The 26,814-nt window shown below is 43.2% G+C and carries 24 protein-coding genes; 9 read left to right on the top strand and 15 right to left on the bottom strand.

Annotation, left to right across the window (positions count from 1 at the left end):
• The first annotated feature begins 15 nt into the window (after nucleotides 1-15).
• On the top strand, nucleotides 16-2,442 hold the full coding sequence (locus tag BLW60_RS04435; RefSeq protein WP_074714664.1) for a beta-propeller domain-containing protein: 2,427 nt from the start codon (nucleotides 16-18) through the stop codon (nucleotides 2,440-2,442).
• A 123-nt stretch (nucleotides 2,443-2,565) separates the two neighbouring features.
• On the opposite strand, the gene BLW60_RS04430 is transcribed toward BLW60_RS04435, so the two are convergent.
• The 5 genes from BLW60_RS04430 to BLW60_RS04410 all read right to left on the bottom strand — a co-directional run bounded on the left by BLW60_RS04430 (nucleotide 2,566) and on the right by BLW60_RS04410 (nucleotide 5,036).
• Nucleotides 2,566-2,949: a zinc ribbon domain-containing protein gene (locus BLW60_RS04430; protein WP_074714663.1), complete on the bottom strand. Its 384-nt coding sequence runs from the start codon at nucleotides 2,947-2,949 to the stop codon at nucleotides 2,566-2,568.
• Nucleotides 2,950-3,018: 69 nt separating this feature from the next.
• Nucleotides 3,019-3,342, bottom strand: coding sequence for a hypothetical protein (locus BLW60_RS04425; protein WP_074714662.1), 324 nt, complete (start codon nucleotides 3,340-3,342; stop codon nucleotides 3,019-3,021).
• Between the two features lie 15 nt (nucleotides 3,343-3,357).
• Nucleotides 3,358-3,711, bottom strand: coding sequence for a hypothetical protein (locus BLW60_RS04420; protein WP_074714661.1), 354 nt, complete (start codon nucleotides 3,709-3,711; stop codon nucleotides 3,358-3,360).
• 17 nt (nucleotides 3,712-3,728) lie between these two features.
• Nucleotides 3,729-4,085 (bottom strand): hypothetical protein, encoded by a 357-nt coding sequence (locus tag BLW60_RS04415; protein WP_139283365.1) that lies wholly within the window; start codon nucleotides 4,083-4,085, stop codon nucleotides 3,729-3,731.
• Nucleotides 4,086-4,100: 15 nt separating this feature from the next.
• A complete protein-coding gene (locus BLW60_RS04410) occupies nucleotides 4,101-5,036 on the bottom strand; it encodes a calcium/sodium antiporter (protein ID WP_431768007.1) in 936 nt (311 codons plus the stop codon).
• Between the two features lie 381 nt (nucleotides 5,037-5,417).
• Here BLW60_RS04410 and BLW60_RS04405 point away from each other — a divergent pair, with 381 nt between their 5' ends.
• Together BLW60_RS04405 and BLW60_RS04400 are read left to right on the top strand one after the other, a co-directional pair.
• Nucleotides 5,418-6,770, top strand: a complete 1,353-nt coding sequence (locus BLW60_RS04405; RefSeq protein ID WP_074714658.1) for an ArsB/NhaD family transporter — start codon at nucleotides 5,418-5,420, stop codon at nucleotides 6,768-6,770.
• A 22-nt stretch (nucleotides 6,771-6,792) separates the two neighbouring features.
• A complete protein-coding gene (locus BLW60_RS04400; protein ID WP_074714657.1) occupies nucleotides 6,793-7,389 on the top strand; it encodes a cytidylate kinase-like family protein in 597 nt (198 codons plus the stop codon).
• Between the two features lie 7 nt (nucleotides 7,390-7,396).
• Here BLW60_RS04400 and BLW60_RS16410 read toward each other — a convergent pair whose 3' ends face one another.
• Both BLW60_RS16410 and BLW60_RS04395 read right to left on the bottom strand, forming a co-directional pair.
• Entirely contained in the window at nucleotides 7,397-7,603 is a 207-nt protein-coding gene (locus BLW60_RS16410; protein ID WP_139283364.1) for a hypothetical protein, read from the bottom strand.
• 88 nt (nucleotides 7,604-7,691) lie between these two features.
• The gene (locus BLW60_RS04395) at nucleotides 7,692-9,938 is read right to left on the bottom strand and encodes a glycosyl hydrolase (RefSeq protein ID WP_074714656.1); all 2,247 of its coding nucleotides are present in this window, start codon (nucleotides 9,936-9,938) and stop codon (nucleotides 7,692-7,694) included.
• Nucleotides 9,939-10,240: 302 nt separating this feature from the next.
• Here BLW60_RS04395 and BLW60_RS04390 point away from each other — a divergent pair, with 302 nt between their 5' ends.
• From BLW60_RS04390 to BLW60_RS04370, 5 genes are all read left to right on the top strand, one after another.
• Nucleotides 10,241-10,597, top strand: coding sequence for a hypothetical protein (locus BLW60_RS04390; protein ID WP_074714655.1), 357 nt, complete (start codon nucleotides 10,241-10,243; stop codon nucleotides 10,595-10,597).
• Nucleotides 10,597-11,238, top strand: coding sequence for an endonuclease III (nth, locus tag BLW60_RS04385; protein WP_074714654.1), 642 nt, complete (start codon nucleotides 10,597-10,599; stop codon nucleotides 11,236-11,238). Before BLW60_RS04390 ends, nth begins: the two co-directional genes overlap by 1 nt.
• Nucleotides 11,239-11,407: 169 nt before the next feature.
• Nucleotides 11,408-11,803, top strand: a complete 396-nt coding sequence (locus tag BLW60_RS04380; protein WP_028517068.1) for a secondary thiamine-phosphate synthase enzyme YjbQ — start codon at nucleotides 11,408-11,410, stop codon at nucleotides 11,801-11,803.
• Between the two features lie 4 nt (nucleotides 11,804-11,807).
• Nucleotides 11,808-12,521, top strand: a complete 714-nt coding sequence (locus BLW60_RS04375) for an NAD-dependent protein deacylase (RefSeq protein WP_074714653.1) — start codon at nucleotides 11,808-11,810, stop codon at nucleotides 12,519-12,521.
• 10 nt (nucleotides 12,522-12,531) lie between these two features.
• Entirely contained in the window at nucleotides 12,532-13,263 is a 732-nt protein-coding gene (locus BLW60_RS04370; protein WP_074714652.1) for a hypothetical protein, read from the top strand.
• Nucleotides 13,264-13,310: 47 nt separating this feature from the next.
• On the opposite strand, the gene BLW60_RS04365 is transcribed toward BLW60_RS04370, so the two are convergent.
• A complete protein-coding gene (locus tag BLW60_RS04365) occupies nucleotides 13,311-14,915 on the bottom strand; it encodes an ABC-F family ATP-binding cassette domain-containing protein (protein ID WP_074714651.1) in 1,605 nt (534 codons plus the stop codon).
• Nucleotides 14,916-15,365: 450 nt separating this feature from the next.
• Here BLW60_RS04365 and BLW60_RS04360 point away from each other — a divergent pair, with 450 nt between their 5' ends.
• Nucleotides 15,366-16,238 carry a transporter substrate-binding domain-containing protein gene (locus tag BLW60_RS04360; protein ID WP_074714650.1) on the top strand — a complete coding sequence of 291 codons (873 nt, stop codon included), beginning with the start codon at nucleotides 15,366-15,368 and terminating at the stop codon, nucleotides 16,236-16,238.
• A gap of 60 nt (nucleotides 16,239-16,298) precedes the next feature.
• Here BLW60_RS04360 and BLW60_RS04355 read toward each other — a convergent pair whose 3' ends face one another.
• The 7 genes from BLW60_RS04355 to BLW60_RS16715 all read right to left on the bottom strand — a co-directional run.
• Nucleotides 16,299-17,102, bottom strand: a complete 804-nt coding sequence (locus BLW60_RS04355) for a hypothetical protein (protein ID WP_074714649.1) — start codon at nucleotides 17,100-17,102, stop codon at nucleotides 16,299-16,301.
• Between the two features lie 320 nt (nucleotides 17,103-17,422).
• Entirely contained in the window at nucleotides 17,423-19,141 is a 1,719-nt protein-coding gene (locus BLW60_RS04350) for a SulP family inorganic anion transporter (RefSeq protein ID WP_074714648.1), read from the bottom strand.
• A gap of 284 nt (nucleotides 19,142-19,425) precedes the next feature.
• On the bottom strand, nucleotides 19,426-20,628 hold the full coding sequence (locus BLW60_RS04345) for a hypothetical protein (protein WP_074714647.1): 1,203 nt from the start codon (nucleotides 20,626-20,628) through the stop codon (nucleotides 19,426-19,428).
• Nucleotides 20,629-21,257: 629 nt separating this feature from the next.
• Nucleotides 21,258-23,204, bottom strand: a complete 1,947-nt coding sequence (locus tag BLW60_RS04340; protein WP_074714646.1) for a C1 family peptidase — start codon at nucleotides 23,202-23,204, stop codon at nucleotides 21,258-21,260.
• A gap of 65 nt (nucleotides 23,205-23,269) precedes the next feature.
• Complete coding sequence (locus BLW60_RS04335) at nucleotides 23,270-24,502, bottom strand: hypothetical protein (protein ID WP_074714645.1); 1,233 nt, start codon at nucleotides 24,500-24,502, stop codon at nucleotides 23,270-23,272.
• Between the two features lie 9 nt (nucleotides 24,503-24,511).
• Complete coding sequence (locus BLW60_RS04330) at nucleotides 24,512-25,084, bottom strand: sigma-70 family RNA polymerase sigma factor (RefSeq protein WP_242872827.1); 573 nt, start codon at nucleotides 25,082-25,084, stop codon at nucleotides 24,512-24,514.
• 547 nt (nucleotides 25,085-25,631) lie between these two features.
• The coding region (locus BLW60_RS16715; protein ID WP_175460883.1) for a polysaccharide deacetylase family protein at nucleotides 25,632-26,814 on the bottom strand (1,183 nt) is incomplete at its 5' end.

The raw sequence follows: 26,814 nt of genomic DNA, 5'->3' as shown, positions 1-26,814 counted from the left end.
GAAAGGAGAATACATATGAATAATGACGATAAGATCAGAGAGATGATAAACAAAGAGCCCGTTCCCGACTCTCTCAAACCTGAAAATATAAAGAAAATGCTTGACGAACAAGCACCTAAGAAAAAGAGAAGCGGCATAAAGCTTGCAGGACGCATAACCGCTGCTGCGGCTGCTTGTACCGTTATCGGCGGTACTGCCGTATATTCACTGAACAACAGAAATAATAATAAATATACTGACAAGGAGATCACTGTTACCGAGCCTGCTACGGTACATGATATCATTAATACCACAACAGATCAGGAAGCAAAGAAACAGGCAAGCTATATGAGCGGTGCTTCCGACTATGAACAGGTATATACCATGTTCCAGAAGTCCTACAAAAAGGCTGAAAGAGAGAGCAAAAGAGACAGATATAAAAACGCCATTGCAGATGAAATGGTCGAGGAAGCAGCTGCATTTGACGATGCGGATGTCGGAGCAACAGGTGCAGAAGTTCCTGTTTTCGGCAGCAGCGGCAACGAAGAGCTCAGCATAAACACAAATTCAACTGCAACATCAGGTGAATCTGTTACTGCTCCTGCGGCTGAGCTGCCCACCGAGGCTGCTGCCGAACCCGATGTCGAACCTGCTACTGCTGTTGATGAGCCAGATACCGAGACTGCAACAGCTGCTGTTGAACCCGAGGAAACCGATCCCGAACATTCCGATACCTATAATCAGGAACAGGACGTTCTCGAAGCTGATATCGTAAAGACTGACGGAAAACATATCTATTACATTTCCAATAAGTTTGACGAAGAAAGCTATAAGCCCATGCTTTTTGCTGCAAACGCTGAAAACGGAAAGTTCACACACAGCTTTTCAATAAATATAAACGAGTCTCTCGGTGTCAGCGATGAGCATTATACAAATATCCGTGATATGTACATCTATAACGATATGATAGTTGTTATAGGTACGGATTCTACCTACGACCAGTCAACTCATACCTCAGGCGGCTATACATTTGCAGCTTTCTTCACCACAGGTGACGAGCCCGAGCTTATTGATGTTTATAAACAGGACGGCTATTTCAATGACGTAAGAATTTCTCCCGAGGGGTATATGCTCCTTATCTCGGATTACTCGACCTGCTCATTCAATATAGTAGAGGACTGTGAGGATACAATTCATTATATACCGCGCTATGGCTTCAAAAAGAACTTTGACGTTATCGCTCCCGAGGATATACTCCTCCCCGAGTGCGGCTTCGGCAGCTCATACTACCTCAGCTACAGCGTTATAGGCAGCGTTGACCTTAACAAGTCAGGTGAACCGAAGGCTTATGATATAAAGACTCTCGCAGGTTATTCGGGAAGCGTTTACTGCTCCGCAAACAATCTCTACACAGCTACTACACGCTATGATGATGAGAACGGCGATTACAATACTTCCGATATTACCCGTATATCTATCGCAGGCGGTGCTATCGTTCCCGAAGCAGGCGGCATTATCAAGGGCAATGTAAAAGATCAGTTCTCAATGAGCGAGTATAACGGATACTTCCGCGTAGCTGCTACCTACAGCGAGCAGAAAAAGACGTTCTACAAATACAATGACGATGATATGACCTTCCTCGAGGACATATGGGGCACTATCACAGGCGATGAGGACGGCTACTACACATATGAGAATGTCAAAACAGATACTCATGTCTATGTCCTCGATATGGATATGAACATAATCGGCGATGTTGGTGATCTGGGCGTTGGCGAGCAGCTCAAGTCTGCAAGCTTCAGCGGCGATATGGCTTATATCGTTACATTCCGCCAGACTGACCCGTTATACGCTGTTGACCTCAGTAATCCTGCCGAGCCTGTTGTACTTGACGAACTCAAGATAAACGGTTTCAGCACATATATGCAGAGCTGGGGCGACGGACTGCTTCTCGGCTTCGGTCAGGACGCTGACGATAACGGCAGAATAACAGGTCTGAGACTGACTATGTTCGACAACTCCGACCCTAACAACTTAAAGGCTGCTGATGTATTCACATGGAACAACGATTACGATGACGACTACGACGGTGTTTCAAGCACAACATCAAAGTGGTATAACTCTACGGCTGTATGGGAAAGAAAGGCTCTGCTCATAGCTCCCGAGAAAAATCTCATAGGTGTGCCGATAGAAATGACAACAGAGAACTATGACGATAATAACGGCTGGAGCTCTTCAATATCATCACAGTACGTTTTCTTCAGCTTTGAGGACGGCAAATTCGTTGAAAAAGGCGATATCTCGGAAATCCTGAACACCAGCGATGACGAGCCGTACTACTACAGCAAAACAGGCTTCGACAGAGCTATATATATAGGCGACTATGTATATGCCCTCTCGAATACCAAGTTTGTTGCAGCTGCTATAGATACACTTGAAGTTACCGACGAACTCGTATTATGATGATCACCTCCTTTGTATGATCTTTCAGTATAGAAAAAGCTCCCGACAGCGATCTTTTGACGCTGTCGGGAGCTTATTTTGCAGATATTATATAAACTTCCTTTGGTTCGATGATATTCTTATCTAATTCACAAAAAAATCAGGCATATCCGGCATGGAACTTGACATTGAATGCATTTCAAAAAAGCCGAATATGATAAAGCCGAATACAAAAATGAACATTGTGATAAATGCTGCCAAAAAGCAGGCCTTTGCACTTTTCGGGCGCTCCATCATCAGATTGATTATAAACAAAAGGATTCCTATAGGTGTGATCAATGATAGTATGATCATAAATGCATTTGGCTTGTCATCGGGATCGCTCTGCAAAGGAGATATCTTGTCATGTATCTCCCTTTGAATATCCTCTATATTGATATTCTTCTTTTTTGTATCAAGAAATGAATCACAGTATGGGCATTTCTCTTCGTTCTCTGATATAGATGCTCCGCAATGTGGACAGATCATAATTATTTAACACCACCTTAAAATAATATAACACTAAAAAACGATATTTCAAAAGATAAAACACACCTGTCATAAAGCCTTTATAAGCTCCGCAATGCCAAATACCAATGCTCCCGCAATAGCCAGAACTAAAGGCGTAAACGCTGCTATCAAAGATGCTTTTGCACATTTTACATAACCAATAAGGTAATATACCACTGCGACAGTAAGTCCGACAGGAGTAATAATTGATATAAGCAAGATCAGGATATTTATCTTGTCATCTTCGGGATTTACCTTTTGTATCTTAAAACCTAATTGATAATCATCATCATATGTATCAAAAAATGTATCACAGTATGGGCACTGAATATCATTCTCTGATAATGAACCTCCACAGTTAGGACATTTCACAGCCTTCACCCTCCTTTAAAAGAACAAATACATAAAAATCAATCTTTTCATGAGTGGGAAAAGGAACAGCGACACTAAAGCCACTCCAAGGTATATCTTACCGCATTTTGGTGCTCCGCCTTTGATACACATTACGCCAAGAATTATACCTAATAAAGGTATCATCGACAGAAATACAAGCGGCAGTCTAAGCTGATCGTAGTTTTCCTCATTATAAACAAAATCATCTCGTTTCGGGGAAATTTTAATTATATGAGTCGGTCTGCCATTATCATCTATATTTCTGTCATTATGATCTATGTAAGAATCACAGTAAGGGCACTTTTCTTCGTTCTCGGATATTGATGCTCCACAATACGGACAGATCATAAAACATACCTCCTATCTTACAGGAAAAACGTGAAAAAAGAAAAAAAGTGAAAAACAAAGGCAAATACCAGAAACAGCAAGATAATATACCTTGCAGCCGCTGCAATAAGATAGGCATTTCCTGCTCTTTTCTCATTATTTTTAAGGCAGATGCAGCCGAATATTATCCCTACGAGCGGTACAAGCAGAGAGAGTATTATTATGCCTGTTTCGGCAGGTGTATCACCGGGATCATAGCAAGGCATACCGTTACGGTCTAAAGGCGGCATCAAGCCGTGGAACTGGGAATTGTTCACGCCTGCTCTCGGCGTTTTGCAGTAAGGACAACAGGGCTGTCCGTCATCGTACATCGAACCGCATTTCTGACAATACACCTTACATCTCCCCCTTTATCTCATAAAAATATACGTTGTATATCCTGCATATACCGCAAGCATCAATCCGCCATGCCACCTGAGCAGCTTTTTCTTCGGCAGACACAGTATAAGCACAAGCAGGCTCATTGCTATGAGAACTGCCGTATCTATGGTGTTCTGCATTGTGAATGCAATAGGTGATATAGTCGAGGCTATACCAAGTACGAACAGGATATTGAATATATTAGAGCCTACTACATTTCCCAGAGCCATATCTACCTCGCCTTTTCTTGCGGCTACGATAGATGTTACAAGCTCGGGGAGGCTCGTTCCGAGAGCAACTATAGTCATTCCGATAAGGTTGTCCGACATTCCGAAAGCACGGGCTATGTCGGAAGCTCCGTCAACCACCATTTTTCCGCCGACTGCTATGGCAGCTGCTCCTCCGATTATAAACACAAGGCATTTCCACACGGGCATTATCTTGTATTCGTCCTCTTCTGTAAGCTCTCCTGCATCTCTTGCTTTTTTCGCAGAGCTTATCATCATATAAAGGAAGAACGCAAACAGCGCGAGGAGTATAACTCCGCCCCAGCGCATTACAGTTCCCGTTACTGCTCCCAGTGCAAGGAGCACTCCTGCTACTATTATGGAAAACGGCAGGTCTTTTTTCAGTGTCTCTTTGCCTATCGCCATAGGACAAAGGACTGCACAGACTCCGCATACCACCATAAGATTGAATATATTCGAGCCCACAGCGTTGCTTATGGCAAGGTCGTTCTTACCCAGCACGGAAGCACTTACGCTTACCGATGTCTCGGGCAGACTTGTTCCCATTGCAACTATAGTCATACCGATTATCAGAGCAGGTACTTTCAGACGCTTGGCAACTGCCGAGCTTCCGTCAACGAAGAAATCCGCCCCCTTGATAAGCAATATAAATCCAACTATGAGCAAAATATATTTCAACATTCTATGATCTCCTATCGGCAATATTTTATTTCGAGTTCATAAGAACCTAAAAAGAGTTCCATAAAACTATCGCTTGCCTTTATTATTATAACACATAATTATGAATAAAGCAATACGTGCCATAAAATTTTTTTCAGCCTGCCTGCCATGTGTCTTTGAGAGCTTTTTCTGAATATTTTAGACGACACAATAACAAAAAAATCTTCACTTTTGAGTTAAAAAGGTACAGCTTGTCCAAAATTCGACTTTTTAGAAAAAATATCAATTTTTGCCTTGAATTACCTTATTTTTTGTGCTATAATTCGCTATGGTATATTTTCCTATTTAAATAGAAAGGTTTATTACGCGGAACTGTTCCGCTCTTATGGAGGTTTTTTAATGTCAGCAGCACAGATCTTTGCCGTTGTTATCTTCGTGGGAATGTTCATTATGATCGTTCTCGACAAGATAGAAAGGCACTATGTAACACTCGGCAGCGGTATCCTCACGCTGGTAGTCGTTTTCGGTATTTGTATGCGAAACGGCACGGCTATCATGGACACCCTCGCTCTCAAGAATTTTGCTACCAAAGACTTCTGGTATCAGGTCACTGAAAGCGAAAGCAAAGGTATCAACTGGGCGACCATACTCTTTATCGCAGGTATGATGGTCATGGTAGAAGGCATGGCAAAAGCAGGCTTTTTCCGATGGCTCTGTATGAAGATAGCCTATCTCGTAAAATGCAAAACTATCCCGATATTCATTACATTTATGGTAATGTCTGCGGTACTCTCAATGTTTATCGACAGTATCACAGTTATCATGTTCCTTGCAGCTGTCACTATAGAACTTGCTTCACTCCTCAAATTCAATCCCGTACCTATGATACTCTCTGAGATATTCTGCGCTAACCTTGGCGGTTCGGCAACAATGTGCGGAGATCCTCCGAATATCATCGTCGGTACTTCACTGGGATTTTCATTCTTCGACTTCCTTACAAACACAGGTCTCTGCGCAGGTATATGCCTTGTAGTATCGGTACTCTTCCTCTACTTTGCATTCCGCAAGGAGCTCGCAGGAGATAAAAGTGCTCCTGTGGATATGAGCAAATTCCCTAAGCCCTCAGAGGCTATCACAAACAAGAAGGATTTCGCAATAAGCTGTGTAATCTTCGCCTGCGCTGTCCTGCTTCTTGTTACTCACGCAACTACTCACCTTACAGTTGCTACTATCGGTCTTTTCATAGCAGCTATCACTCTCATAGCTTTCGGCAAACACGCTGTTGAGCTTCTCAAGAAAGTTGACTATAAGACACTGATCTTCTTCATCGGACTCTTCATCGTTGTAAGCGGTCTTGAAGAAACAGGAATACTCGAACTCATTGCAAACTTCATCGGCAACATCAGCGGCGGCAACATAAAGCTCATGATCGCTATTATCCTTTGGGTATCTGCTATCGCAAGTGCTTTCGTGGACAATATCCCGTTCGCTGCAACTATGGTACCTATCATCCAGAGCCTTGCAGAGACATCGGGCGTTCCGATATCAACTCTTGCATGGTCACTTGCTATCGGTACTGATATCGGCGGAAGTGCTACTCCTATCGGAGCTTCCGCAAACGTTGTGGGTACTTCCGTTGCTCAGAAAAACGGCTATCCTATCGGCTGGGGAAGATACTGCAAAAAGATCGCTCCTGCTACAGTTATAGTACTCGCTATCTCAACCGTTTATCTCTTTGTACGTTATTTATAATTTAATTTAAGGGGGAATATATATGTCACAGGTAATCATTTCAGTAGGTCGTGAATTCGGAAGCGGCGGTAAAAATATCGCCGAACAGCTCGCAAGGCGTTTCAAGATACCGATATACGACCGTCATCTCATCACAGAGATCGCCAACAAAACAGGTCTTACTCCCGAGGAGATCGAAAAGTACAACGAAAAGCCAAAGAACCACCTCCTCTCACGCAGAGTAAACGGCTACAGCAATTCCATTGAGGATAATATTGCCGAGATGCAGTTCAGCTTCCTCAGAGAAAAGGCTGCAAGCGGCGAGTCCTTCGTAGTTGTAGGACGCTGCTCAGAGACTAAGCTCCGCGATTTCAAGTGTCTCGTTTCACTGTTCATACTCGGTGATATGGACGAAAAGATCAAGCGTGTAATGAGCATCTATGAGCTTTCAGAAGACAAGGCTAAGGCTTTCATCGACAAAAAGGACCGCAAAAGAAAGCGTTACCACAACTATCACTGCGACGGTCACTGGGGCGATTCAAGACTCTATGACCTCAGCATCAACAGCTCACGTCTCGGTATCGACAGAACTGTTGACCTGCTTGAAGAATATATAAAGTCAAGAATGACTGAGGACTGATGAGCCGTTAGGCAGCGTGACGCTGCACCCTTGCCACGTTGTCGCTCGTAAACTCGCTCACTCTCATCAGATTTGCTGATCGTACATCGCTTACAGCGCAATAATTATGCCGAGCCCATGAACGGTAATTCAAAGTCCAATTACACATGGACTTCAAATTACCAATTGTAGGGAACGGTGCTCCCACCATTCCGCAGAACACGTTACGTATCAAACGGAACGCCGATGGCGGCGTTCCCTACAAAATTTCCGCCAACAATTATACATTAAAAAAGCTGCACATGAAGTGCAGCTTTTTCGTTTTATTTTGCTGTTGGATCAAGTGTTTCTACCTTGTTAAGGAGATACTCCTGTATCCTCAGTGCATCGTTTGATGTAATGCCTTCGCTGGACTTGTCAACGTCTGCAAGGTATGCGCCTTTTCCAATAAGATGATGCGGATCAGTTCCATCAAGTCCGAACTTATTCGGATTTGCAAGAGACTGCATTATAAGTACAACGTCGCTCATATCAACTTCGCCGTCATAGTTTGCATCGCCCCATAACGGATCATTATCGCCGCCCATGAGGTACTCTACTTCGCATTTTTCGATAGTGTAAGGCTTATCAACAGCCTTTTCAGTAGCTGAATTCCATACATTCGACCACCATACCTGTACCTCGCAGGTCTTGAAGCTGTCAGGCATATCACTGATATCAACACTTATCGTTGCCTTTCCTTCGTCGTTGAGCTTACAATCCCACTCGACGTTCTTCCAGTCGTCAGCAGTTGTACCGTAGCCTATTGCACCGCCAATAGATGCATTCGGTGCGCCTGAGAGAGTTATATTCATACACTTTCCCAAACCGTTTTCAGGTCTTTCGGGGATAGTTACGCTCTTCTTCTGAATAGAGAACTTGTAAGGCGCAGTCGTCGTAGTAGTCGTTACGCTGGGATCAGCAGTTGTGGTGGTAGTAGTTGTTACCTTGGAAGGATCGGGGGGAGTGATGCCTTCCTTCTTGTAGAGATCCTTCGGAAGCTCATCAAGAGTTATACAGTAATCGCTCTGGTACATTGCGATAGTGTCTTCCTTGGTGTTGAATACAGGATTTGTAAGGAAGTTGGTGTTATCGCTGCCGCCGTCGTACCATGTGCAGAAATAAAGCCAGCCTGCCTTTTCCTCCTGAAGCTTGTCAGGTGTTGAGAAGCAGTCGTTCTCAGCCATTGCGACCATTTTAGCTCCGTCATACTTGTCTATGATACCATAGAATGTGGAGCTTATCGGGCTGTCGTCATGTCTGAGAGAAGCCTGCCAGCCGTTTTCTTCAAGGTATACAGTACAGTTGTACTTGTCATATCCGATTATATCTACATATGCGTCACCGGGATACCAGTTAGCGGAATTAGCGTAGTTGTAGCTGTTCCACTCCCAGATAAGGTTGTGGCAGTTGAGGTCGTTGGTAAGGGTATTGTATGTGTATATCCAAAGCTTCTTGTAAGCCTCAGAGCCTTCTCTGCCCCACCAGAACCATGAGCCGTCCTCACCGCCGCCGCCTTCGGCTTCGTGAAGAGGTCTCCAGATAACAGGTACGCCCTCAGCTTCAAGCTTATTGAACTCTGCGGCAAGTGTTTTCAGTGTGGAGAGGTAATACTCGTTCTCCTTTGTGCCGGGAGTTGCAGCCTTTGAAGGCGAGAAGTCGGTATCCTTTGCTGTGTAGGTGGACAATGACCAGTCCATTTTCGTGCCGATAGTATAGTTTGCGAAATCCTTTGGCACGTTGATGTGATATGAAGCTGTTGCGATACCACCCTTGTTCTTTACCCAGTCGATGATACGCTTTGTTGAGCCGTCATCGCTGCCGTAGAGCGGACAGCAGAAATTACCGTAGTCAAAGCCGCGGATAGCGGGATAATGTCCTGTTGTTTCCTTTAAGTACTCGAACTCGGTCTCAAGTCCGTGAGGTCCGCCGCTGTATATCTCCTGCTGACCTGAGATTATGTTCTTGCCGTATACCTCTGCAAGATAAGCCATAAGGCTCTGTGTCTCAACTGTTGCCAACTGATCGCATGGAGTCGTCTGCTTTGCCTCGATCTTTGTTGCGCCCATTGGCTCTACTTCGAGATAATCGAACTGTGACCAGCCCCATGACTTGTCGATAGTAATGGTATTCTCCCCTGCCTTGAGTACGATGGCAGGAAGTGCTATCTCCTGATACTCTGTACCCTCTGGTATGCCAAGTGCGCCCTGTGAAGTTCCGTTGACACTTAAATTCTGCTGCTTGTCTGTGCCTATTCCGAAAGCGTGGAATATAAGCTTGTAAGGGCCTGCCTCATCTACCTTTACTGTCATAGTTATAGTTCCGCTGTCTGTCATTTTAAGTGCAGAACCGCCGCTTGCATTTGCGTCCTTTTCAACGGTTATGGTGCCTGTGTACTTTGCGTCCTCAAACTCGAATTTAAGCGGCGCATCGGCTGCTGTTACAGTAGGAGCACTGTAAACGGCACAGTTCAGCAGAAGTGCTGCTGACATAATAGCAGAACCCGCCTTTTTCAGAATTTTAATTCCCATGTTTTTATATCCTCCTATTAAATAAAAATTTTCTGTACTTTAATTATACTATAATTTCAGTTAAAATCAAGAAGTAAGCTTAATTGTTCTCATATTGTATATAATTTTCGTATACACGCACAATTGGGAGAAAACAAGTTTGACATATAGTGCAAAAAGCCGCTTAATTTAAGCTTAAATTACCAAAGTGTTAATAAAGTCATTTTTTCTACATATTTTTGCAGTTTTGTATTGACATATTATATAAAAAGGTGTATAATTTGATTAGAGTTTCGTTAACTTTGTTCATGGAGCGTGAGAAAATGACTGAGTATCTTACTAATTACATGAAATACATTCAGCAGCGTCTCGAAAGCTGTTCGAGCCTTGATGAACTGGACGAGATAATGGCTGAACATAAGGACAAAATAGCCTTCATGCAGCACGAAAGGATAGTCCACTTCCTTGTGACTATGCTTTTTGCCATTGTTCTCACCATATTCATGGCTGTAACTTTATTCAAAGCGAGTATACCCGTACTTATTCTGGTCACTATGATACTTGTGCTCCTTGCATTCTATATCAAGCATTACTACTTCCTTGAAAATACTGTGCAGAAGATGTACAAGGTCTACGACGGGATACTCGAAAAGCAGAAAAAGCTGAAGGAGTCTGACTGATGACCAAAAAGGAAATTGCCGAGCTTGCTGTAAAAGAGCTTGAAAAGCTCTACCCCGATGCAGCCTGTACTCTCAACTACGATAAGCCCTATGAGCTTATGTTTGCTGCACGTCTTGCAGCACAGTGTACCGATGCAAGGGTAAATGTGGTCACAGAGACGCTTTTTAAGAAGTATCCTTCTCTTGAAGCCTTCGCAAATGCTGACCTTGCAGAGCTTGAACAGGACGTAAAGCCCTGTGGATTTTACCATAACAAAGCCAAAAGTCTCAAGGAAATGGCAAGTCAGCTAATAAATGACTTCGGCGGCGAAGTCCCCGACACTATGGAGGAGCTCCTCACCCTTTCGGGCATAGGAAGAAAGACTGCAAATCTTATGCTGGGTGATGTTTTCGGCAAGCCTGCAATGGTAACTGATACCCATTGCATACGCATTACGGGCAGACTCGGACTGACAAAAAACAAAGAGCCTGCAAAGGTGGAAAAGGACCTTGTAAAGCTCATTCCTCCCGATGTATCATCGGACTTCTGCCACAGGACTGTGGAATTCGGCAGGGATATCTGCAATGCGCGCAAGCCTAAATGCGATGTATGTCCGCTGAATTACTTCTGCAAATCCTATATATCACAAACAAGTAAATAGTTGGGAGCTGAGATCAAAAGCTGTAAGTTTTCGCCGCATAGGTCATCTTAACTGTCAGCTCGCGCAACTCAGCTACACCAATTCTAAAGGACGTTTTCATCTTGTTCTCCCTGTACGAGATGCCGCGTCCTGATAAAAACGACCTACATGAAAGGAGTTTTTTGATAATATGTTATTTAATTTCAAACTGAGCACTCCCGCTGAGGGGCTTGTTGATATCACTCGTGAAGTAAGTGAATCTGTCAAGGAGAGCGGTGTACTCGAAGGGATATGTATAGTTTATTGTCCGCACACTACCGCTGCGATAACCATTAACGAAAATGCTGATCCGGACGTTCAGACGGATTTTATCCACGGCATAGATAAGGTGTTCCCTGACTTATCTATTTTCAAACACGCGGAAGGCAACTCCGACGCTCATCTTAAATCATCAGCTGTCGGAGCAAGCGAAACTATCATTATCAGCGGCGGAAAACTCCTTCTCGGCACATGGCAGGATATTTATTTCTGCGAATTTGACGGTCCGAGAACAAGAAAGTTCTTCGTCAAGGTCATAGGAGATTGAGCTTATGGATAATATCGAAAAACTTGCTGATATCGTAAACAACTCCCGGAGAATAGTATTCTTCGGCGGTGCGGGAGTATCTACCGAAAGCGGCATACCCGATTTCAGAAGTGTTGACGGTCTGTACAATCAGCAGTGGAAATATCCGCCCGAAATTATCCTCAGTCATTCCTTCTTTATGGAAGATACCGAGGAATTCTACCGCTTCTACAGAGCAAAGATGCTGTGTCTTACCGCAAAGCCCAATGCAGCTCATCTGAAGCTTGCACAGCTTGAAGCTGAGGGCAAACTCACAGCCGTTGTTACACAGAACATCGACGGACTTCATCAGGCAGCAGGAAGCAAAAAGGTCTATGAGCTCCACGGAAGCGTACTCAGGAACTACTGTACAAAATGCGGTAAATTCCACGATGTCGAGTTTATCGCAAACTCTGAGGGCATACCCAGATGCGAATGCGGCGGCATAGTAAAGCCCGATGTAGTTCTTTATGAAGAGGCTCTCAACGATGATACAGTCAGCGGTGCTGTACAAGCTATAGCAAACGCTGATACCCTCATCATTGGCGGCACTTCACTTAACGTATATCCCGCAGCAGGTCTTATACGCTATTTCAAAGGCAACAACTTAGTTATTATCAACATGGCACCTACCCAAATGGACAAAAACGCAGATCTTCTTATCTGCGAAAGAATAGGAGAAGTTTTCTCCCGAATTTAGGAGGCTAAACATGAAACGACTGGTTACAGCCGCCTTGTCTGCCATAATGCTAATAGGCTGCGTCTCGCGCTCAGCGGAAGAAGAGTCAGCAGGATCGCAGTCTCAGCCAAGCGTCACTAAAACCGTAGCTTCAAACACTTCATCTGCTCCTAAAAAACTCGCGGAAACCACGATAATATACCGCGAAAAACTATACAACATCAATTCAGATATCAAATCCGACCTTTTTATCCAGTCAGACGGCAGAGTATGGTGCGGTTTCTACATGAATGAAGAAGGCACTATTGATAGATTCAACCGATTATGGACAAGCGAAACCGATTATTCGTCAAGCTATCAGCTTCTGGACGATCTGTGGTTAAGCTCTGTTCTTACGGAAACAAAAGAAGACGATTTCATGCCATTCGACGATATCCGTGAGCTTGCTGCTCTCGATGATACCAAGCTTGAAAGTATCAGTTCTATCATCAGCAGCATTGATCCCTACAGCGCAAGCAGCGTCTATACTACTCCCGAAACAGCTGCTGCACCCGATGTCATCGAGACTTCATACAGCTTTATCGACTTTGTCATAGGCAGCGATATATGCCGTGCCTATGAGTACACTCAGTCATACGAAAGTATGATACAGGACGAAAAAGCTTCCGATGTCATAGACTTTGTCCACAGGCAAAGCTTCTACAGCGACTGGCGTGAAAAATGCAGTCAAAATCTTCTTCCAAGGGAAGAATCAGAAGAATGAAAAAGTCCTAAAGCACATTCCCCCCGTGCTTTAGGACTTTTTTATCATCATAACATTCCGTTTGCTTTTTTGAAGTCGATAAACTCCTCGTATGTGCCCTGTCTGTCAAGGCAGCCCTCGGGAAGTATCTCGATTATGCGGTTTGCAGTAGTCTGCATTATCTCATGGTCGTGAGATGCAAGAAGTACAACTCCCTTGAAGTTGATAAGGCTGTTGTTTACAGCTGTGATGCTTTCAAGGTCGAGGTGGTTGGTAGGACGGTCGAGAAGAAGTACATTTGAGCCGAAAAGCATCATGCGCGAGAACATACATCTCACCTTTTCGCCTCCAGAAAGTACGTTTACAGGCTTGTATACGTCATCGCCCGAGAACAGCATACGTCCGAGGAAGCCGCGGAGATATGTCTCTGTTTCGTCCTTTACGGAATACTGTCTTATCCAGTCAAGTATTGAAAGCTCGCAGCCGTTGAAGTACTCTGAGTTGTCAACAGGCATATATGAAGTAGTAACGGATACTCCCCATTTGAAGCTTCCGCTGTCAGGCTGCTCCTCTTCCATGAGTATCTTGAACAGCATGGTGATAGCCTGCTCGCTTTCGCCTACGAATGCGACCTTATCTGTTCTGCCAAGTGTGAAGCTTACGTTGTCAAGGAGCTTTACTCCGTCAACGGTCTTTGAGATGCCGTCTACCTGCAATATGTCCTTGCCAAGCTCTCTGTCCATATCAAAGCCGATGAACGGATATCTTCTGCTTGATGCAGGGAGCTCCTCAACTGTCAGCTTCTCAATGAGCTTACGGCGTGATGTAGCCTGATTGGACTTTGATTTATTTGCGGAGAAACGAGCGATAAAGTCTTTCAGTTCCTTTATCTTTTCTTCGTTCTTCTTGTTCTGCTGCTTTATCATGCGCTGTATGAGCTGACTGGACTCATACCAGAATTCGTAGTTACCTACGTACATCTTTATCTTGTTATAGTCGATATCAACAATATGTGTGCAGACATTATTGAGGAAGTGTCTGTCATGAGATACCACGATAACTGTACCGAAGTACTCGGAAAGGAATTCCTCGAGCCAGCGTACTGCGTCTATATCAAGGTGGTTGGTAGGCTCGTCAAGGAGTATGATATCGGGATTTCCGAAAAGAGCCTGTGCAAGCAGTACCTTTACCTTTTCATTACCTGAGAGCATGGACATCTGTGTATAAAGGATATCCTCTGAAAGTCCCAGGCCCTGTATGAGCTTTGAAGCATCGGACTCAGCCTCCCAGCCGTTGAGCTCGGCAAATTCGCCTTCAAGCTCTGATGCCTTTACGCCGTCCTCTTCGGTAAAGTCCTCCTTTGCGTAAAGAGCGTCCTTCTCCTGCATTATCTCGTAAAGACGGGCATTTCCCATTATAACGGTATCAAGAACTGTATACTCATCGTAGGCGAAGTGATCCTGCTTGAGGACGCTCAGACGCTCCTCCTTTGGCATAACTACTTCGCCCGAAGCAGGTTCGAGCTCGCCGCAAAGCACACGGAGAAATGTGGACTTGCCTGCTCCGTTCGCACCGATAACGCCGTAACAGTTACCGTTAGTGAATTTAAGATTTACATTTTTGAAAAGTGTTGAGCCGCCGAACTGCACGCTCACATTGCTTACTGTTATCATATTTTCTCCTTTCGGCAGCGTGACGCTGCACCCTTGCCACGTTGTCGCTCATAAACTCGCTTACAATTTAAATAATTCTTAATTATACATCGCTTACAGCAATAATTATGCTAAACCCATGAATGGGATTCCAAAGGGACATCGCGGACGCCGTCCCCTACAATGTGCTAAAGGCTAATGGCTAACGGCTCATATCAAAATTTAGTACAGCTAAATTTTGATTTACCGCGCAACATTGTTCATTATACCATATTATGGACGGCTTGTAAAGTGCAAGCCGCCTTATATCGCCGTTCAGCAATGCTTTTTTCTAATAATTGCCAAATTACAGCCATAAGCTCACGATTATTTATATGAAGTACCAAAACGCGACCTGCCACTTTACACCTTTGCAGAAATGTGCTATTATAAGTGTATCATCTATGTAAATACCGAAAGTGAGGAGCTTTTATGAATAATAAATTTTTCAGAAGTATTCTTGCGGGACTTTCCGCTGTTTCAATGATATCTGCTATGACAGGCTGTAGCAGTACAAACAGTTCAGACTCTGCCACAAAAGAAACTGTCCCTCCCTATACAAAGTACTCAGCTGAGGAAGAAGCAAATCCCGATACTTCCTCAAAGCTTGACCAATCGCTCCAGAATGTATACGACAACAAGAAGCTCGTTATCGGACTTGATACAGGCTTTCAGCCTATGAGCTTTACTGATGAAAGCGGTGAGATCATCGGCTTCGATATTGACATTGCACAGGAAGTCTGTGACAGAATGGGCATTGAGCTTGTAAAGCAGCCCGTCAGCCATGACAAACTTATAGAGGAACTCAATGCAGGCAGGATAGACTGTATATGGAACGGTCTGTCAGCCAATTCCGAAATGGCTGCCGATCTGAACCTTTCTAACCCTTACTTTATGACAGATATTGCTATCATAGTCCCGACCGACAGTGATATAAAAACAATGGACGATCTCAGCGGAAAGACTGTCGGTGTTCAGAAAGGCTCTGCCGCACAGGAGATACTTGAAGCTTCCGATATATTCAATGATATCACAGAGTCTGTTTACGATGATAACACTGCTATCGAAGAAATGGAAGCAGGCTCATCTGACGCTGTTTGCCTTGATCTGGCTGCCGCAAATTATTATATATTCCAACTCGGCAAGAAATTCGCTATCCTTGACGAAAGTATCGGAACTATAGAATACGTTGTCGGTTTCAGAACTGAGGATATGACGCTCCGTGATGAGGTGCAAAATCAGCTCGATGCCATGGAAGAGGACGGCAAACTCACTGAGCTATCAGCAAAATGGTCCAGTAACTGATTTTTATAAACGCCGAATAAAATATGCTGTCAAAAAAAGTCCCCTTTCGGGGACTTTTCTTTATCTGTACTGCTCTGTGCCGAATAATACTTTGTCAAAGAAATCCTTTGTCTTTTCTTTGCCAAGCTGCTTTTTGAACACATCTGTGGAGACTCCGCCCTTTTCAACGAGAGTATCGCAGTATTTCTGAGTGATCGCCAGTTTATTCAGTCTTTCAGCCTCAGAAAGCGGTTTGAGCTCCTTTGCTGCTTCCATGTAGCAGCTTATAGCATCGCAGAACATCTTCTCAACTCTCTCATCGTCAGCGCGTTTTGCTTCTTTATGGAGCACTACCGTCAGATATTCGTCATACCATGCAGGATCAGTCTCTATGTCCTTAAAGTCGCTGTAGCTGATGTCGTATTTCTTTATTGAGTCAAGCACTTTTACGTATTCAGAGTCAGCAGTATCGCTTACAAGGTCGTAGAACTCCGCATAAGCCTTGCGCTTGCCGAATATATACATGAAGTCCATTGAAAGCATTGGCATATCCTTTTTATAAGGTGTGATGATGTATGAGACCATCTGCATAAATCCCATATTCACCTTCATTACGGAAAGATTGCCTATATCCTCTACATCGTACTGATCAACATCAAATTTAAGGAGCCCGTACATTTTTATCTGCTTGTACTCCCCTGCATCAATAGGTGTGAGCTTTGCGTACTTGGATATAGTTTCCATGCCTGCGTCAAGAGTCCTGTTCATTACCTTCATGTTCTTTGAGGCATTGTAGCAGGTAAAGCCGACAAGTCCGCCGATAATAATGAGTATCACCAGCAATACCTTTGGCCATTTTTTCTTCTTTGCAACTGTTTTTTTCATACCATCTCTCCTTATGTCGTCATATGATAGTCCGCGATCAAAGCGAATTAATTATATCATGACATCTTCCATATGTCAAGGCAAAAAAATCCCGACACCGAAGAACACTGAAACTTCGGTATCGGTTCAATGAGGATGATTTATTTAAGCCCTCGCAGGCTTCAGAGAAAGCATCAAGTGCTCTCTATAGAGAACCGATTTTGACGAACCTGTTCTCTGATAGTATAATACCATGTAATCGTGTCAAATACAACTCATTTTTTGCAGATTAAGTGTAAAAAACACAGAAAAGGGAAATTCATTCCCCTTTTCACATTATTTTATGCTCTCTTGGCAGCTATTTCCTTTTCAAGCTCTTCAGCTCTGATAAGTGCTGTGTCGATATGGTCGCAGAAATTCTCCTTGCCTACCTGCTCGATAAATCCAGCCTTTGTCATTACCTTCATAGGCTGCTCGTTTACGTGTGAGAATACTACCTTAACATTGTGTCTCTGGCAGCGTTTAACGATACGCATAAGAGCTTCAACGCCTGTAGCGTCTATAGCAGGAACGTTTCTCATTCTGATACAGAGTACGTCTATCTCTTTATCGCTGAGTACGTATTTGTACTTATCTGTAGCAGCAAAGAACATTGGTCCGTTTATCTCGAATACTCTTGTGTTCTGAGGTATCTTCTTGAGGAGGATATTGTCGGGATCGGTGTCCTCATCGTCCACATCTACCCACGCATGAGCTTCTGTAACATCTGCCATACGCTTCATGAAGAGAAGTGCAGCCATTACCATACCAACACCGATAGCAACTACAAGGTCAAATACTACTGTAAGTATCAGTGTTACGAAAAGAACAGCGATATCGCTCTTTGGAGCTGTCTTTACTGTGTTTCTGATATTTCTCCAGCCGCACATATTATAGGCAACTATAAACAGTATAGCAGCTATAGTCGGCATAGGGATAAGTGATGCATAAGGCATGAGAACTACCAGTATAACAACGAGAACTACGGAATGTACCATACCTGAAATAGGTGTACGTCCGCCGTTCTTTACGTTGGCAGCTGTACGCGCGATAGCACCTGTAGCAGGGATACCGCCGAAGAGTGCAGAACCGATATTTGCTGTACCCTGAGCGATAAGCTCCATATTCGAGCGGTGCTTTGAACCTACCATACCGTCTGCAACAACGCAGGAGAGAAGTGACTCAACTGCTGCAAGGACTGCAATAGTAAATGCATTTGGGATAAGAGTTCTTACTCTTGCAAATGTTACCTCAGGTACTGTGAACTTGGGAAGTGAATTTGATATATGATAAAGGTCGCCTATTGTATTTACCTTGATGCCGCTGAGCTTTACGATAGCTGAACATACGATAACGGCAATAAGCGAAGCAGGTATCTTTTCCAGCTTCTTTGGCCAGAGGATAAGTATCACCAGTGAAGCTGCGCCTATAGCAAGTGCCTGCCAGTTGATAGAATCCATAAACAGGAAGATAGCCTTGATCTTATCAACTGTCTCGATAGGAGAAGAAATGCCCAGCTTGTCCTGCATGATGTCCTTATCAAATGTAAGTCCGAGGAAATCTTTTATCTGTCCTATGAGGATAGTAACAGCGATACCAAATGTGAAGCCTGTGGTGATAGTGCCGGGTATGTATTTGATAAGTGCTCCGAAACGGCAGAAGCCCATGATTATAAGGATAATACCTGCCATTATAGCTGATATTGCCAGACCGTCCATACCCTGAGTAGCAACGATGCCTGCAACTGTTGTAGCAAATGCCGCTGTAGGACCTGCTATCTGTACACGGCTTCCGCCTAAGAATGAAACGATAAAGCCTGCGATGATAGCGGTATAAAGTCCCTGCTCAGGACCTACGCCCGAAGCAAGTGCAAGTGCTATGGAAAGGGGAAGTGCTATTATAGCAACGATTATACCTGCAACTATGTCCTTGATGAACTGTTCCTTTGAATAGGTCTTCATTACCGAGAAAAGTTTCGGTTTTAACTTTTCTTCCGTTGGTTTCAATGCTTTTTCAGCCATTTTTCTAACCTCTTTCTCAAAAAATCTCTATTAAAGACACGCAACGTTTACTATTATACTACTAAAAATAGCGGTTTTCAAGAGATTTCAAACGAGGCTGAAAATTTTGTAGGTTTATATATATTCCTGTCTTTGGTGGAGAAATCATTCAGCACTTTAATAAGTAAGAAGTGGTTAGTGAATAGTGATTAGTGCATAGTTATCAGTTAGCAGTTATTAGCAGATAAAAGTTTAGCCCCGAGGTAAACCTCGGGGCTCGTTCACTACTCACTACTCTCTACTTACTACTCACTTTTTTCGGGTATAGCCTGTAGGTATGTTCCAAAGAACCATATAACTGCAACATAAAGCAGAGGCTCTGTCATGGCGCGTAATGCGATAGTATAGGTGGTATTACCGAATATGCCTGTGAAACTCCTGTTGAAAAGGTCTGTCTCGAACCAGCCTGCGATATTCAGTATCAGAGATGCCGATGTCAGCAGAAGCATGGAATTGCGAAGGTGCTTTCTGTTGCGCTTTGTATTGAACTCGCCCTTTGCAGTATTCAGCAGTACACGTACAAACGCCAATACTGCCGCACCTGTAAGTGCAAAAACGGGCAGGTCGCGCAGATATCTGAACAGTATCACGTTTTTATAAGCCTGAGCCGAAACTGCGTCCTCAAAGGGCAGCCTGCACATATATCGCGTCTGGCTTTCCATTACTGTAAACGGCAGCCATACGCTGTACTTATCTCCCGACATAACGCGGATAAGCTCATAGGTGCGCACACCAAGTCTCCATGCGATAAATCCTGCCGAGACTGCAATAATTAAAGCTGAAAAGGATTTCAGTGTATTGGATACCTTGGCTGAGTCCTTGTTCTGAAGCTGTTTTTCGTACATCAGCAGCACAAATGCTCCGCATATCATAATGAAAGGTATACCAAGTATATCGTATATCTGGCAGTACTGCCGACGCTCGGTGAATACGCTTGTCATGCCGTCAAAAGCCGAGGTCTTATCGAAAAAATTGCTGTCTATATACGCATAAATATTTCCGACCGCGTACAAAGCTCCGCCAAAAAGGAAGTAACGCCATGCTCTGCCGCTGAATATTTGCTTCTTGTCGCCGCTGCGAAGTGCCAGTATCATAGCAGCAATAAGAACTAAACTTGGTATCATTCTGAGATAACTCAGGACAGTCTCCGCTGCTGTTTGTTCAACAGTTGCATTGTTACGTTCAAGGTACGCAGAATAGTCCGCATCGGAAGCAAAGGAATTGTCGCGGTCGAACTCAACGAAAAACGTACCGCAGTACTGGTGGAAAAGAAACGGCGACTCCTCTGTTCCTTTGTCGGGAAGTCCCATGATCTTAGTAAACAAGGCGATATACAATATAAAAAAAATAGCAGCCACTATCAAGGCTTTCAGCGTAAAATATATAAGATGAAGCCGTTTATGTATCTTTTCGGGTATTATATCAGTTTGTTTATCCGCGTTTTTCATATTACCGCCCCCTTTAATAAAATTGTAGCATATCGTCAATACAGAAGTCAACGGATTAATAAAGATTTAAGAAAATGATAAGGATTATACTGTTTTCCCGTATACAAAAAACGCCCGTGACACAAGTCCGGACGCAAAAGCTCTGTATACGACAATACCGCACTTAAAAGTGCGGCATCGTCTGATAATGGTATATGTTTGTATGGAGTTTACTATTGTATCTGCTTCTTTGAGAGGAAGAAGCGTATTGCAGCTGTAAAAATCCGCTGCCGAATAGTATAAACGTTATTTTGTCAGGACAATAATTTTTTTATTGCCCGTATCGACAGTATTATTATACCACATTGCTTCCTATGTGTCAACCAAAATAAGTGGTATTGCCAAACGAAATGTCCTAATATAAAAAACATATATATTGTATATAATGCACAAAAGCACATATGAATTAAGTCTCTTTTCAGAAGCGGCACAGCTATATACACAAAAAGCCCCGACTCAGGAATGTCGGGGCTTTGGCTGCTCTCATTCCGCATTTACAGAACGAAAGCAGGATGTATATACTCAATCGGAGCGTTGGAGATCACAGAAAGGCTGCTCCGAAAGTGAGTTTGTATTAAGGGATATGTTCATTACGAATTAAGTCTTGCTTCTAAAGTATAGTAGTCTTCAGGATCAATTACACCGTTGTCATTAGCATCAAGAAGCTCTTCCTGGAATAATGAGTACTTCTTTCTTACCTCTTTTTCCTTTAAAGTAGAATCGCCAAAGCTCATTTTAATTCTGTAAAGCTCTGCTGCCTCATCCCAGTCATTCTGGTCAAATACTCCATCGTAGTTTATATCGCCCTTTGGAAGGTCGATAGTGAGGCTGTCGATGAAATCTTCTCCGATAACAGCATCGCTGTATGATCTGTCAGTATATTCCTTTGATGCTATTACAGTACCCTTGTCGTCCTTAATGCAGATAGACTTTACGAGCACCTTTGTTTTTCCGCTATTATTCTTATTATTAAGAATAATATTATAATCTTTGCCGTTTCCGCAGCCGTCAGCACAAAGATCTGTTATATCTGTAAATACAGGACCACTGTATACAACAGATGTACCGCATTTATAATCTTCAATATTAAGCTGCTTTCCATCGCAGGATGCATCAGGATTTATATCATAATAGTTGTTTGTAATTACCTGTGCTTCAGAAACAAGCTTGATATCCTTTACAGCAGCTTCAATAGTATGCATACCATTAATCGCACGTACTCTGTTTAATGTCTTTGATTTGCCGTCACTGCCTGTATATGTTCTGGTAATATCAGGCATATCGTAAACTAAGCTTTTTCCGTGTACAGCATCATACATAAGCCAGAAGAAACCATTAGTATGATTTCCCTCGCCCCATGAGTTAACGACCTTGAAAGCACCGTATTCATCAGCGTCGACCTTGCCGTTTCCATTGATATCACAACCAATTTCATCGTCATAGCCAACTATTGTAAATGAATGGTTTCCGCCTTCTTCATAATTATCATTCTGATAAACAGCCTGTTCGCTGAAAGATTGATTATTTTTAACAACTTCGTCTCTTGTATATCTCTCATGATTGAATTGTGCCGATACGACAACTAACTTTTTTTCATAAAGAGCCTCTTTTATCTCTTCAATTACTTCATTCTCTAATTCCAGCATTTCTTCTTCTGAACGAAATTCAGGCGGCTGACCTGGTCCTGTTTTAGAAGCATTTATGCCTTTTGTATATGAATCAACAAGTCTGATTTTGAGAGCATCAAAAAGTGCCTGTTCATCTCTTGGGATAGCTCTGAAAACCGGTGCTAAATGGAAATAGATACCCTGGAAGTGATTGCTGTTTATAACAGGAATATAGAATTTTTTATCGCTGTAATCAAGAGCGTTATATGCATCTGCACTGATATATTCACCTTTACGTCTGAACAAGCCGTTATCTGTCTCTTCAAACTGATCCTTTTCATATTTGCTGAGATTTGAGAGTGTTACCAGATAATTCTCATAATAACGGCCTGCATTTGCCACTATTTCCACATAATAATTGCTTTTTTCGTAAGGCTGGAGGCTGGCATATTTCTCAAAAGAAATATATTCGCCTGTTGCAAGATCACGGGCATAATATCTATTCTTTTTATCTTTATTGATTCCGTAATATCTGTCATACTTGAGCTTATCAAGAGTAATAGCTCCGTTATACTTAAAAAGCGTATATGCATCTTTTTCATTAGAACCGTTATCTGCACCGCCGTTTATCTGTGGATATGTAAACGCAGGTGAGTAAACAAAATTAATATCTGCTTCAGAGTCCTTTTCACGTAATGCTTTTCTTGCAGCAAACGTGAACTGATAAAAAGTTGTAGAGCTTGATGCACAAGAACCAAGATTTCCTTGATTAAAAACTCCCGGGAAGTATTCTGATGTGCTCAGATCAACACTTGAAGGAAGACTGTTTGTCTCTGCTGCTACGACTTTGAGTGGGTCAGCCCCGAGCATACCTGCTGCTGAAGCTGTGAGTGTGAGTGCTGCTGCGAAAGCAGAAATCTTCTTGATCATAATTTTTTTCCTTTCTGTAATGCAATACTATATTGCTTATCATATTTATCCTTTTAATTATCCTTTCAGTCTAATGAGACTTTTAATAAAGACCACTTGTTGGCTTTATAATCTCTTACTACACCAAAGTGTACCTCAACGGTACTTCCGTCAGTAAGATCAATATAATTTTTTTTAGCTGTAAACGCATTTTCGCTTACATTGTAAACAACTGCATTTTCATATGGCAGCGGTTCAAGCTCATGCTTTTCATTTCCCATAAGCCTGTAAAGCTTTCCGTCATATGTGATGTACGAATATGCGCGGTCAACTACGATACCTTCGGGAGATGATCCCGAGAAGAACTCATCACCGAACAGGTCGGTCTCGGTCATTGAGCTGCACATAACAGAGTAAAAATGCTCCTTCAATGTCTCCATATCTGAATATACATCAGGATCTACCTGTCCGTATTCCAGAAGCCTGTTATATACTCCATCACCTGACGGAGTTACCATTTGGTGGGTAACATTTATAGTGCTGCCCTCAATAACAGGAAGATTTACATCTTCGATATTCCTTATACCGTCATAATCCGCAATAATGCTCTCTGCTACCTCGATCAGCTTTTCGTTCTCATCTGCGATCTGAACTGCCGTTGTCTGTATTATCTCATAGTCTGTATTAACTACGGTCGTCGTTACAGGCACGTCTGCCCGAACGATGATCTGAGGCTCAATGTTTTCGCTCTCAGATATGTCTGCATCAGTTACGATATCGTTCAGCTGTTCTGCTGCTGATTCATTGTTATTTAATGGAACAGCGACCACAGCATTGGAGTGTGGTTTATTCTCTATCGTTTTCACAGCTTTTTCGGCAAGCTGGTCTTCTACGGCTTTCGTGGTTTTTTGTACGGGATCATTATTCTTTCCAGCCGCTGTGCTTGTCTGAACTGACACGATAGGAGTTTCAGCAGAAGAAGTTTCAGTCTCATCAACTACTTCCGGTGAGGGAGTATCGGAAATGCCTGGTTTCATATTACGCATGAGGCACACGCTGCTGCCTATGCCGCCGAATACTACGGCTGCCGACGCAGCAATACTGATAATATTCATCCAACGAGGTCTGATGTATTCTTCTACTCCGCTTACATCTTCACTGTGGTCACTGTTTTCAACTTTATCTATATTCAGTTTTCTTTCAACAAGTGAGAATATCCTATCCTTTTCTTCATCTGAAAGTACGGGATAGTCCTCTGATATCTTCTCAACTGTTTTCTCATCAATAATTTTATCAAAAAAATCGGTTTCCTCTGACATTTTATCCTCCTATATACTGACACCGATCTCAGTCAGCATTGATCTAAGCCTTTTTCGCGCCCTTATGCTTCTCTTCTGAACTGCGGCCGCAGTCATGGAAATTGCTTTTCCGATCTCAAGAGTCGTTCGGTTATAGTAATACTGCTGAATGATTATCGTTGAATCGGGCTCACCGAGTTCATGTACTTTTTCAAGCAGCAATTCATTTCTCTCGGTCTTTTCTGCCTCATGTTCAACATTTTCAGACGATGCTATCTCATCAAGATCATCATCATCTATTGAAACCGTTCTGCCCATGCCTTTGCACATACGCCTGTACATATCGATTGCGCGGCGTTTTGCTATGACACCTATAAAACCTTTAAGCTCTTCATTGTGTTTTCCTAAATTGTCAAATCCTTTGAAGAAATCAAGAAAGACATCACTTACGCATTCCTCTACATCTTCGCGGCTACAGCAATTTCTAAGTTTATTTATCACAATAGCATAGACGTAGTTGCAATACTCATCAAAAAGTGCTCTTCTTGCCTCCGCAGGGGACTTCTTCATCCTTGCTCTGAGTTCCTTGTCAGTCACCTGCATTCCTCCCTTCTATTTTTTGGGGCGATCGCTTCTATAAATAATAATCGGAACTATTTAACTCAATCGGACAAAAATTTCAAATAATTTTTTCACCTTATTTACCTAAAAACTGTCGAAACCGCCGTGATACGTTATATCCGCAGCACAAAAAATTACAAAAAAATTCTCCGCCGACTTGTTTCTGACGACGGAGAAAGCGTTTTTATAATGTTCAAATCAGGGAAGTGTTATTTTCATTCTCACTTATCATAAAGCTCAGCCCTTAGCCTTTAGGCGTTAGCTATTAGCCAATGTGTCGCCTTCGGCGAATAATTTAAATAATGTGAGCGTAAGCGAACTCTTTCGGTTAATGCCTAATGGTTAAAGGCTAAAGGCTGTAATCCCTTCCTATTTAAGTATAATATAAAATATTTCAGTGCATAAGAAAAGACAGCCGTAAAACGACTGCCTTTCAGGGGATATTAAAATTGGAGAAATCTTAATTAAGATGTGCCGACCACCGATCCTGCGATCGGCACATACTGACATTAAACACTCACGTATTCAATCAAACGCGTGTGTGGACCTGTCCGCCTGCAAGAGTCTTGCCCTTTGCAGCTGCAAGGTCAGAGATGTTTACGTTCTGGTAACCATTCTGTGCGAGCCATGGGAGTACTTCTTCCATAGCTGCTGCTGTTGTAGCATAGTTCTCGTGGCAGAGTACGATAGCACCTTCAAGTGAGCCGTTCTGAGCAGCCTGCTTGATTGTGTTTACGATCTGATCCTTAGAAGCACCGTTCCAGTCCTGAGTGTCGATAGCACAGCTGATAAGCGGTACATCGTAGAGAGCTGACTTGACCTGTCCGCCGCCATCGAGATATGGAAGTCTCATGAGGTGTGAAGGCTCAGCACCGATGATGCTCTTGAGCTTGCTGTTGCACTGCTCCCACTCACTTCTGATCTGCTGTGAGCCAAGTGAGCCCAGTGACTGATGTGACTTTGTATGGTTAGCTACTTCCATACCATTCTGGTACTCGTACTTGACCTGATCGTTTGTCTTGATCCAGTCACTTACGATGAAGAATGTAGCTGTCATGTTGTTCTTGATAAGAGCGTCAATGATTCTGTAACCCGGATCTGACTTGCTTGTAGCTGATGCACCGTCATCGAATGAGATAGCGCAGAGCTTCTTGCCAGCCTGAACGCCGCCGCCCTGAGGCTGACCGCCGTTATTCTGCTGGCCCTGGTTCCAGTCATTGTTCTGCTGCTGACCGCCCCAGTTGTTCCAGTCATTATTCTGGTTCCAATCGTTGTTTGTTACGCCGTTCCACTGGTTATTGTTCTGGTTATTCCAGTCCCAGCCCTGGTTCTGGTTGCCCCAGTTGTTCCAGTCGTTGTTCTGGTTCCACTGGTTGTTGTTCTGGTTATTCCAGTCCCAGCCATTATTCTGCTGTCCCCAGTTGTTCCAGTCATTATTCTGATTCCACTGGTTGTTATTGTTCCAGTCGTTGTTCTGATTCCAGTTATTGTTCTGGTTCCAGTCCCAACCCTGATTCTGATTGTTCCAATCGTTGTTTACAACGCCGTTCCACTGGTTGTTGTTCTGGTTGTTCCAGTCCCATGTGTTGTTCTGGTTCTGGTTGCCCCAGTTGTTCCAGTCATTGTTCTGGTTCCACTGGTTATTGTTCTGGTTATTCCAGTCCCAGCCATTATTCTGCTGTCCCCAGTTGTTCCAGTCGTTATTCTGCTGA

The organism is Ruminococcus flavefaciens (assembly GCF_900108555.1).
GTDB classification, from domain to species: Bacteria; Bacillota; Clostridia; order Oscillospirales; family Ruminococcaceae; genus Ruminococcus; species Ruminococcus flavefaciens_P.
This window is presented reverse-complemented; position numbering and strand designations above follow the sequence as displayed.

What these genes read in the sequence shown, in the direction of transcription:
- BLW60_RS04420 (WP_074714661.1), bottom strand. Translation starts at nt 3,711, where the DNA reads ATGATCTGTCCGTATTGTGGAGCATCAATATCCGAGAACGAAGAAAAG.
- BLW60_RS04340 (WP_074714646.1), bottom strand. Translation starts at nt 23,204, where the DNA reads ATGATCAAGAAGATTTCTGCTTTCGCAGCAGCACTCACACTCACAGCT.
- BLW60_RS04395 (WP_074714656.1), bottom strand. Translation starts at nt 9,938, where the DNA reads ATGGGAATTAAAATTCTGAAAAAGGCGGGTTCTGCTATTATGTCAGCA.
- BLW60_RS04390 (WP_074714655.1), top strand. Translation starts at nt 10,241, where the DNA reads ATGACTGAGTATCTTACTAATTACATGAAATACATTCAGCAGCGTCTC.
- BLW60_RS04350 (WP_074714648.1), bottom strand. Translation starts at nt 19,141, where the DNA reads ATGGCTGAAAAAGCATTGAAACCAACGGAAGAAAAGTTAAAACCGAAA.
- BLW60_RS04355 (WP_074714649.1), bottom strand. Translation starts at nt 17,102, where the DNA reads ATGAAAAAAACAGTTGCAAAGAAGAAAAAATGGCCAAAGGTATTGCTG.
- BLW60_RS04435 (WP_074714664.1), top strand. Translation starts at nt 16, where the DNA reads ATGAATAATGACGATAAGATCAGAGAGATGATAAACAAAGAGCCCGTT.
- BLW60_RS04370 (WP_074714652.1), top strand. Translation starts at nt 12,532, where the DNA reads ATGAAACGACTGGTTACAGCCGCCTTGTCTGCCATAATGCTAATAGGC.
- BLW60_RS04335 (WP_074714645.1), bottom strand. Translation starts at nt 24,502, where the DNA reads ATGTCAGAGGAAACCGATTTTTTTGATAAAATTATTGATGAGAAAACA.
- BLW60_RS04365 (WP_074714651.1), bottom strand. Translation starts at nt 14,915, where the DNA reads ATGATAACAGTAAGCAATGTGAGCGTGCAGTTCGGCGGCTCAACACTT.
- BLW60_RS04380 (WP_028517068.1), top strand. Translation starts at nt 11,408, where the DNA reads ATGTTATTTAATTTCAAACTGAGCACTCCCGCTGAGGGGCTTGTTGAT.
- BLW60_RS04330 (WP_242872827.1), bottom strand. Translation starts at nt 25,084, where the DNA reads ATGCAGGTGACTGACAAGGAACTCAGAGCAAGGATGAAGAAGTCCCCT.
- BLW60_RS04360 (WP_074714650.1), top strand. Translation starts at nt 15,366, where the DNA reads ATGAATAATAAATTTTTCAGAAGTATTCTTGCGGGACTTTCCGCTGTT.
- BLW60_RS04375 (WP_074714653.1), top strand. Translation starts at nt 11,808, where the DNA reads ATGGATAATATCGAAAAACTTGCTGATATCGTAAACAACTCCCGGAGA.
- BLW60_RS04405 (WP_074714658.1), top strand. Translation starts at nt 5,418, where the DNA reads ATGTCAGCAGCACAGATCTTTGCCGTTGTTATCTTCGTGGGAATGTTC.
- BLW60_RS04345 (WP_074714647.1), bottom strand. Translation starts at nt 20,628, where the DNA reads ATGAAAAACGCGGATAAACAAACTGATATAATACCCGAAAAGATACAT.
- nth (WP_074714654.1), top strand. Translation starts at nt 10,597, where the DNA reads ATGACCAAAAAGGAAATTGCCGAGCTTGCTGTAAAAGAGCTTGAAAAG.
- BLW60_RS04400 (WP_074714657.1), top strand. Translation starts at nt 6,793, where the DNA reads ATGTCACAGGTAATCATTTCAGTAGGTCGTGAATTCGGAAGCGGCGGT.
- BLW60_RS04430 (WP_074714663.1), bottom strand. Translation starts at nt 2,949, where the DNA reads ATGATCTGTCCACATTGCGGAGCATCTATATCAGAGAACGAAGAGAAA.